Below are 9,908 nucleotides of genomic sequence, written 5' to 3'. Positions count from 1 at the left end.
GTAAAACAATGTCCCACTTTCTTAGAAAATGTGTATTAGAAAAAGAAATTTATATTGTAGACCTAGAACCATTTAGAGATCTCCAATGGTTACTTTCAAATGCAACAAATAATATAAACCAGATTGCAAAAGCTACTAATACAACTGGTGTTATTTATAAGAAAGATATTGATTATATGAGAGAAAAAATAGAAAAATTATCAAAAGAAATATGGGACATACATTCCCCGTTATTAAGAAAATAATTATCTAATTGGTTCGAGATAAGAGAATAAAAGCCTGTTAAAAGAATGGTTTTAATGGTATAATTAAGACAATATAGATAAATATAGGGAGTTGTTTCGAATATCTCATGTTAAAATTTAGTTATAAAAAATTGTTTAAAAAACTTATAGATTTAGAAATGAAAAGTACTGAACTTATGGACAAAGCACAAATAAGTAAAAGTACATTTTATAAAATAAAAAATGGACAAAATGTTACTACAGATGTGCTTTTAAGAATTTGCAATACATTGAATTGTGATATTTCAGATGTGATGGAATGTGTAGAGTTTGAAACAGAGGAGATAAAAGATGAAATTGATTAGTTTGTTTTCAGGAGCAGGTGGACTTGACTTAGGATTTCAAAAGGCGGGTTATGAGATAGTAGCAGCCAATGAATTTGACAAAACTATTTGGGAAACATATGAAAAAAACCATGAAGCAAAATTGATAAAAGGCGATATATTTAAAATACCTTCAGATGAATTTCCAGAATGTGATGGGATAATAGGTGGACCACCTTGTCAATCATGGAGTGAAGCAGGATCCCTTAAAGGAATTAATGATCCTAGAGGACAACTATTTTATCAATATATCAGAATTTTAAAAGATAAGAAACCTAAATTTTTCCTTGCTGAAAATGTAAAAGGAATGATGGCAAAAAGACACAACTCTGCAGTAGAAAATATAGTTTCACAGTTTGAAGAAGCTGGATATGATGTATTTATACATTTATTAAATGCAAGTGACTATGGTGTTCCCCAAGATAGAAAAAGAGTCTTTTATGTAGGATTTAGAAAAGATTTGAATATTAGTTTTGATTTACCTCCTAAACCATACGATTATAAGTTGACATTTAGAGACGCCATTTATGACTTAAAAGATAACGCAATTCCTGCTTTAGAAAAGAATAAAACTAATGGTGATAATTGCAATTTTTCAAATCACGAATATTTTATAGGAGCATACTCTCCGATATTTATGAGTAGGAATAGAGTGCGTGATTGGGATGAACAAGCATTTACTGTTCAGGCTTCTGGTAGACAATGTCAATTGCATCCTCAAGCTCCTAAAATGATTAAAAAAGATAAGAATAAGCAAGTATTTGAACCAGGTAAGGAAGAGCTATATAGAAGATTGTCTGTTAGAGAATGTGCAAGGATACAAGGATTTCCAGATGATTTTAAATTCTATTATACAAATCTAAATGATGCCTATAAGATGATAGGAAATGCTGTTCCAGTAAATCTCGCTTATGAAATGGCTAAAGCCATTGACTTAGCACTTAATAAACCAAGTATATTTTCTTATCCTAAACAATTACAAATGATTTAGAGGTGTGTTATGAGTAAAAAAAGCAATAATCAAGGTAGAGCCTATGAATTTGCGTATTTGAATACTTTACATGAAGAAATATCAAAATACAGGGTCTCAAAAATTGAAAAAAACTCAAGCTACAAAGCTGCTGAAAAGGCATGGAATACTTTAGAAGAATCTGAAAAAGATATGTATAAGGTAAGTGCTTTGGCAGGAACTAATACTATTTTAGAATTAGAGCCTTTAATATTAGATGATGGAGATGATGAGCTAGAATTAAAAATTCAGACTGATAATAAGGGTAAAGATGGAGACGTAAGGGACGTTTTAATCATTAGAAAAGGCATAGAATGGGAGATTGGTCTAAGTGTAAAGCATAATCATTTTGCAGTTAAGCACAGTAGATTATCTAAAGGATTAGACTTTGGAGAAAAATGGTACGGTATAAAATGCTCTGATAAATATTGGGAAGATATAAAGCCTATTTTTGATTATTTAGAAGATGAAAAGGCAAAAGGATCAAAATGGAGAGATCTTCCTAGTAAAGAAGACGATGTTTACTTACCTCTTCTAAATGCTTTTAAGGATGAACTTGATAGACAAAATAATGTTTTTGGTAAAGATATTCCAAAATTAATGGTTGAGTATCTTCTTGGAGAGTTTGATTTTTATAAAGTAATTGGTATTGACAGTAAACAAATGACACAAGTTCAAAGCTATAACCTAAGAGGTACTTTGAATAAAGAAGGCATAAAACGCAAAAGAAGTGTTAAGCTACCAATAGCTTCGTTACCAACAAGAATTGTAAGCTTAGAATTTAGACCAGGAAGCAAAAATACTTTGGAACTGTACCTTGATAGGGGTTGGCAATTTAGCTTTAGAATACACAATGCAGCAACTAAAGTAGAAACAAGTTTGAAGTTTGATATACAGATAATAGGTATGCCTACTACTATTATTTCTATAGATTGTAAATGGAAGTAGAGGGTTTTATGAATAAAATAGCCGAAGAATTAAATAGCTATCCTGATAATTATTGGGATTTTAAAGGGATAACTAAATCAGGCATACACAATATTGGTAAATACCCTGCTACTATGGTTCCAGATATGCAGTATCAATTATTAAGTGTTATAAGCAAGCATTTAAATAACAAAAATATTACTTTGTTAGATCCTTTTTGTGGATCTGGAACAACATTAGTTATCGCGCAAGAATTAAGGATTAATTCTGTAGGGATTGATATAAATCCATACGCTACATTATTGTCGTTTGTAAAAACTCATAAATATGATAGAACGGATGTTTGTGATGCAATTTCAACAATTAAAAGTAATTTAAAACAGGAATCAAATTTTCCAATATATGATTTTTATAATATTAAAAAATGGTTTAGAGATGATATAATAAAATCTTTGAGTCAAATAAGGCATTGTATATTATTAGAGAGAAGTCAAGATATAAGAAAATTTTTTTGGATTTGTTTATCTGAAGTTATATTTAAATTTAGTAATGATAGGACTAGCACGTTTAAATTACACGCTCTTCCAAAGGAAAAAATAGATTTAATAGAAGATAAATGTATAGAATATTTCATCAAAATTATTAACGATAATTCAGAACATTTAAATTATAGCAATACAACTAGTTCAAATATAATATACGGTGATTCAAGTAGTATCATCAATAATAAATTAAAAGGTAAATTTGACATTATATGTACTTCTCCACCGTATGGTGATAATCCGACAACAGTAACATATGGACAAGCTTCTATTTTATTCTTAAAATGGATTGATTCAAAAGACTTATCTTGCAGTCGAGAGCTATTAGAAAGATATACAACTATAGATAAAATAAGTATAGGTGGAGAAAAAAGAAATATAATTAATACTAAAAATATAAAGTCATTAAATGAATTCTTGGACAAGATTTCATTAAAAAAACAATCAAAAGTAATTAATTTTTTTGAGGATTATTATATATCACTTAAAAATATGAATAAATGCTTATCAAAAAATGGCTATTTAATAATGACAGTTGGAAATAGAAGCGTGGATGCAGTAAGGCAACCTTTAGATGATATAAGCATTGAAATATTGGAAAGTTTAGGTTTGAAATTGGTGTCTAAATTCAATAGGAATATTTTATATAAGAATTCACCTTCAAGATTACCTTTTAATAAAAACGAAAGATCGATAAGTACTATATCTCAAGAAACGATATTGTTGTTTAATAAAATGGAGGATTAATGTGAGTGATACAATAAAAAAAATTAAAGTAGATTCAAGGTTAATTTACCAACTAGGAGAGGCTTTAATAGATAATAATAAAGTTGCGCTTATGGAACTTATAAAAAACTCATCAGATGCTGATGCTACCATATGTAAACTTACCATTGACACATCTTATCAATCTGAACATGGAAGAGGAAAAATAACTATAGAAGATAATGGTAATGGGATGAATGAGCATATAATTGAAAATGGTTTTTTAATAATAGCATCATCTTTTAAAAACAATTATCAAAAAATTTCTCCAAAATTCAAAAGAATTGCTCAGGGAAATAAGGGAATAGGAAGACTATCATTAAATAAATTAGGAAAATTTGTAAAAGTTACTACTAAATTAGACACAGATTTTTTATTTGAGAACTATAAAGAATTTGACTTAAAAAGAAGTTTTGGGGTTGATAATTTAGATGATATTCTTAAGGAAAATAAGGATAAATATTATAGCTTTAAAATAAATTGGGAAGATTTTAACGCTGATAATGTTTCTATAGATGATGTGAGTATTACTATTAAACACGAAGAGTATAATGATAGTGTCAAATTTAATGGAGAAAATCACGGAACAAGAATAGAAATTTTAGGAATAAAAGATTTAGATTATTGGAAGGAGAAAGAGGTTGTAAATTTAATTAATGATGAAATCAATCAATTATTTAATCCCTTCATTGAAAAAGAATATAGTTTTTTGGTAAAAGTTAAGGTAGATAACAACCCTGTTTTCTCTAATGATATAATAGATAAGGAAAGAATAAGAAAAACTTCATTTTCATACGCTAATTTTTGTTATTTCTCAAATCGAAAGAAATTAAATATAAGTCTGAAAAGGAATAAGCATTATATAAAAAAAGAAATTGACAAGTTAGTTAAAATCATGGAGAATTCAAATTTCATTCTTGAAGGAAAAATTGATTATGAAAAACAGTATAAGTTATATAGTGATACATTTGTTGAAATTGATTTAAATAACCTTCAAAAACTTAAGGAAACAATAGCAGATTACCAATGTGATGTCACAAAATTTAATTTATATGATGAAGATAAAATTTTTTTACCAGGCGATTTTCAAGGTGAAATTTTTGCCTATGATTTTTCTAATGATAAAGAAATACATCAAATAAAGAAATATGTTAACAATTTCTTAGGTATAAAGGTTTATAGAAATAATTTTAGAATCCTACCTTACGGTAATATTGATAACGATTGGTTGGATATGTCTGGGTATAATACAAGAGTTAAATCCATAATATATAAAAAACATACAACTATAGGCTATGTTAAAGTTGATGGTCTAGAAAATCTTGATAAGATAAAGGAAATGACTAACAGGCAAGGAATTCAATTAGATAATTATGGCGAAAATTTTATTTTATTAATGAAAAATGTAGTGTATGGGACAATATCTAAGATGGAGAAAGAATTTAATGAAAATCTTAACGCACCTAAAGCAAAAACATTAAGAGAAAAAAAACCTGGTGAAATAATAAAAATATCAAGTATCTTATTTAAAAAAATTTCTGATCCTCAAACAGAAACCAAAGCTAAGATATCTGAAATAAGAAAAGATATTGAAAATAACAATCTTGATAATTTACAACTGATAGAAAAAGTCAATAGTCTTAATAAAAACCTAAATGATATAAATAAATATAATTTAAAAAAAGAAAATCTCATAAACAATGAATATAAATATATAAATGAATTAAACCCTATTATTGGGAGTGCAATAATTTCACAAGCATTATCACACGAAATAAATAGATTGTCAAACCAGATAGAATCTTCATCGAAGTATATTAGGCGATTATGTCAAGACAATAGTGAAATATGTAATCATATTGATATAATAGACACAGATTGTTTTTACTTATCTAGGTATGCATCATTACTAGACATAAATTCTAGAGCTAAGAGAAGAAAATATGAAACTTTTTTAATAGGAGATTATGTAAAGTCTATATTATTAGATAATCCGATTTTTTTTTATAAGGGTAATAACTATAAATATAGTATTGAAGGAGATGATTTTTTAGTCAGAGGCATAAAGTCAAATGTAAAGATTATAGTAGAAAACATGGTTCTAAACTCGTTATATTGGCTAGAATATTACAAAATTAAAAATCCTATGATCACATTAGTTTTTTTACCAACTCTTAGAAAACTTATTTTTTATGATAATGGTATAGGTATAGATAAAAAAATATCTGAAAAGATATTTGAGCCATTTGTATCTAATAAACCAGAAAACGATGGGCGTGGCATGGGATTGTATATAGTTTCAGAGTTGCTAAAAGATTTTGGAGCTATGGTTTCATTATCTGAAGAAAAAAATATATATGGAAATAAGTATAAATTTATTATTGAATTTTTGGAGGATTGATGTAATGTATGATTTTTTCAATAAAGATGACTTAATAATTATTGTTGACGATGAAATAATTCCAAATAATAAAGAAAACTTTAAGTTAATAGATTTACAGGATAATATGGTTACATTAATTGCAAAAAAATTAGATTTGACTATTGATGAATATGAAAATTATTCGCTTTTAGATATTGAGAACCTTCTTGAGGAACAAAACTCTAGTTTAGAAGATTTAATAAATTATGAGATTCCTGAAGAATTCAAGCTAGCAAACTTAGTAAAGTATAATCCATTTGATATTTCTGAAAGTACCATTATCGACAAAATAATGGAAGTTAATGCAAAAAGAAATTTTATAGTATTAGATAAATTTTTAGAAAAAAATGAAAATATGAATATTATAAAAAATTATTTAACAAAATTAAGTGAAATTATTTTAGAATACTATATAGGAATTGTTTTTTACTCATCAGATCCAAATGTAATAGAATCTTTAGAAGATTCAAAATTATTCTTAGAGAAGATTGGGTTGGGACATAATGAAATAGAAAATCTATCAATGCATGTAAATTTTGTAGATAAAGGTTCGAAAGATAAACTATTATGTTTTGAAAAAGCATTTAGAAAATCGCAAAATAGTAATCTACTATCTTTATATTCTGAAAGTTATGATAAGACAATTCAAGAATTGAAAGAAAGAATGTGGGATATTAATAATAATGAATCATTAATTCATTATGATTACTTAATAGAAGGAATGCAAATTGATGATATATTTTATGAGATATATAAAAGTAGATTTAATAAAATATATAGTGAAAAATGTTTTGAAGAATATGGAAAATATATAAACCCAGTAAGAAAATCAATACAAATTTATGAAGGAAATAAGAATCTTGAAGAAGAAGAAATAAAAAGAAGGGTTTTTATTTCACGAAGTGTCAAAGAATTAAATAATCTATTAAAGAAGGAGTCTTATTTATCTGAATGTAAAAAAAGTGATGATATTAAGTTTGGGGATTTAATTAAAATAGAAGATTCTCATTACATGGTAATTACTCAAGATTGTGACTTGTCTATAAGACTATTGGGCGGAAGAAAATCTAATTTTATTACACTAATAAAAATTAATTATTCGATTGATGATTTTACTAATAATTTAATTTCTAAAAAAATTAAATATATATTTAATCAAACATTTGGTGATACAAAGTCTGGATATAATATTGTAGATATTATAAAGTCAGATATAACTTCTTTTAAAAAATTGAACATAAGTGAATCTATGATTGATAATATTTTTATCAATAAGGAAAAAGACAAATGTGATATAAAGTGTAAAAATGAAAATATTGAATTAGATCCAAATATTAACCTGTATACAGTAGATAATTTATTTATTGATTGCATATTGATAAACTTTAATAATAGCGATGCTATGAATGTAACAATTGAAAATATTAATAATTCGAAAGAAATTAGACTAGCTACGAAGAAGAATATTATAAATAATTTTAATAATTTTATAGATAGATATTCTAAATTGCAATACGATTCTTTGAAAGAAATATCGGATAATAATCTTATATCTGATTTAATACCTATAGAATTTATATTTGATAAAGGTAAAAAACTCACTGGTTTCTCTATTGGACAAAATAAAATCAAAAGAGTTGCTCATATTGAATATATAAAAGCATATGATTTATTTAAAGAATTTTTGGGTAAATATTCTCGCTTATCTTTTAATAGTCCGCCTCTGATATAGTAAATTATATTAATATTTTTTTAATTGATAACGGTACTAGGACTGGGATGGGACTAAAAATTTGAAAACGTCCTATAATTAGGTGGATTTAGTGATACAAGAAAAAATAGCATGTGGTATTTTGAATGGTTTGGGATATATTGTACGTTTGGAAAAGAAGAGTGGGAATAGAGTAACAAATATGTTTCTGCTATAAAACTGTTGAAAATACAGTATTTCAGCGTTTTGCAGGAGCAAAAAACTCCTTAGTGATACTGTTTTGATACTAAAAAGGTGAAAAAGTAGGCTCAAAAGGGAGTTGTTGAATTTAGGTGAATTCTTTAAAGCCTTCCATCATTTTGGTGGGAGGCTTTTGTGGAAATAGTGGGTGACGAATTAGAAAATTCCAATTTGTTATTGCATATGAAAGTTATGAGTGGTATCCTTTACTTAATATATTATGAAAGAGGGGTGTTCAATTATGAAGAATAGAAAAGTCAATTTTAAATCTGAATATCTTTTGAATACCTCGGTTATTCTGAATTGAGAAGTAGTTTGCCGTGGTTTTATAAGCCACGGCACTTTTTTTATCTTTGGTTATTCATAGATATTCATACAAGACCATTTTTAAATTATTAAAAGAGTTTATGGAGGAATTTATGATTAATCTTAGAAAAATTACAGAAGAAAACTTTATTGATGCATTTAATCTGAAATTGGGGAATGGACAGGAAAAATATGTTTCCAATCCAATCCGTAGTTTAGCCCAAGCCTATGTTTACCGTGAACAGTGTCAGCCTTTTGGAATATATGATGAAGACAAAATGGTTGGTTACGTTATGGTCATATATGATTACGATATTCCAGAATATGATATTTGGCATATGATGATTGATTATTCCAATCAGGGAAAAGGATACGGAAGAGTCGCACTTGAACAAATAATCGCTTATATTAGAGAGAAGCCCTTTGGTGATTCAAACAAAATTACACTTACTTGCAATAAGGATAACAAAGGTGCTTTGAAACTATACCATAATGTTGGATTTGCAGAAACAGGTGCGGAAGACGAGGATGAAATTGAGCTTTCTATGGTATTACAGCAATAAATCCAAGTTCGTCTAAATCATCGAATAGTGTAAAAACAAAGCACATAACTTTAAGATTATAAATCTTTTAGCTATGTGCTTTTTCTATGCTTATTTTATATCCGGTGGAACCTTTGCTCTGATACCACTTTTATAGAACTTGACATTGCTTTATTCAAATGGAACATAATCTTTTTTCAAACTATCGGGATAGTTTGCTTTCTAATCCTGTAATTCCTCTTTTGTAATTTCGTTATTCTCATATTTTTCTTTCATTTCCTGCCATTGGTCAAGCATATTGCGTATTCTTAGAATAGCTTCACTGCCAAAATATAAACCTGTGATACTGTTTTGATACTAAAAAACTCTAAAACCACATATAATAGGCATAAAAATAGCCAAAAACAGAAACTACAAAGATACTGGCATGGAATTAAAGAAACAAATATGCTATGGTAATTATTGAATAGGAGTAAAAAATATTGCGAGCAATATTTTTTACGTTTTCCACCATTTATCAAGGTGTGAAGCACCGCAGTATAAATGGATGGAAACCCTTCTTCAGGGAAGAAAAGCCGACGCGACGAATAGGAGCGTTGGCTTTTCTGATTCGCTAATGGGCTTGAAAATCACGGAGTGATTTTCAAGTATGATATAGACTTACTCAAACGAAGAGAATGAAAAACAGCTACTGGTACTCAAATGGTACTGGAAGTAAAAAAGAATAAATTGAATAATAGTTCCAAGTGGTTTACATTTGGACAAAAATTAGATCATAACTTAAGTGTTATGGTCTTTTCTATTTTAAAAACATCTTTTTTTAATAAGATTCAACTT

General features: G+C 27.4%; 8 protein-coding genes. All 8 read left to right on the top strand.

Annotated elements, in window-relative coordinates; all coding sequences use genetic code 11:
* On the top strand, positions 1 to 245 hold a 245-nt coding region (mobC, locus tag HMPREF0078_RS06120; protein WP_004839264.1), incomplete at its 5' end, for a plasmid mobilization relaxosome protein MobC.
* A gap of 107 nt (positions 246 to 352) precedes the next feature.
* On the top strand, positions 353 to 589 hold the full coding sequence (locus HMPREF0078_RS06115; protein ID WP_004839263.1) for a helix-turn-helix domain-containing protein: 237 nt from the start codon (positions 353 to 355) through the stop codon (positions 587 to 589).
* Complete coding sequence (locus tag HMPREF0078_RS06110; RefSeq protein WP_004839262.1) at positions 576 to 1,598, top strand: DNA cytosine methyltransferase; 1,023 nt, start codon at positions 576 to 578, stop codon at positions 1,596 to 1,598. Before HMPREF0078_RS06115 ends, HMPREF0078_RS06110 begins: the two co-directional genes overlap by 14 nt.
* 9 nt (positions 1,599 to 1,607) lie before the next feature.
* On the top strand, positions 1,608 to 2,564 hold the full coding sequence (locus HMPREF0078_RS06105) for a HaeIII family restriction endonuclease (protein WP_004839261.1): 957 nt from the start codon (positions 1,608 to 1,610) through the stop codon (positions 2,562 to 2,564).
* An 8-nt stretch (positions 2,565 to 2,572) separates the two neighbouring features.
* Positions 2,573 to 3,832 (top strand): DNA methyltransferase, encoded by a 1,260-nt coding sequence (locus HMPREF0078_RS06100; protein WP_050756654.1) that lies wholly within the window; start codon positions 2,573 to 2,575, stop codon positions 3,830 to 3,832.
* 1 nt (position 3,833) lies between these two features.
* A complete protein-coding gene (locus HMPREF0078_RS06095; RefSeq protein WP_004839259.1) occupies positions 3,834 to 6,251 on the top strand; it encodes a sensor histidine kinase in 2,418 nt (805 codons plus the stop codon).
* A gap of 4 nt (positions 6,252 to 6,255) precedes the next feature.
* Positions 6,256 to 8,004 carry a hypothetical protein gene (locus HMPREF0078_RS06090; protein WP_155811438.1) on the top strand — a complete coding sequence of 583 codons (1,749 nt, stop codon included), beginning with the start codon at positions 6,256 to 6,258 and terminating at the stop codon, positions 8,002 to 8,004.
* Between the two features lie 638 nt (positions 8,005 to 8,642).
* On the top strand, positions 8,643 to 9,092 hold the full coding sequence (locus HMPREF0078_RS06085; protein ID WP_050756653.1) for a GNAT family N-acetyltransferase: 450 nt from the start codon (positions 8,643 to 8,645) through the stop codon (positions 9,090 to 9,092).
* Positions 9,093 to 9,908: the final 816 nt, after the last annotated feature.

Source organism: Anaerococcus vaginalis ATCC 51170, from assembly GCF_000163295.1.
GTDB lineage: Bacteria > Bacillota > Clostridia > Tissierellales > Peptoniphilaceae > Anaerococcus > Anaerococcus vaginalis.
Note: the sequence above shows the minus strand (reverse complement) of the source record. Positions and strands in the feature narration are given on the sequence as shown.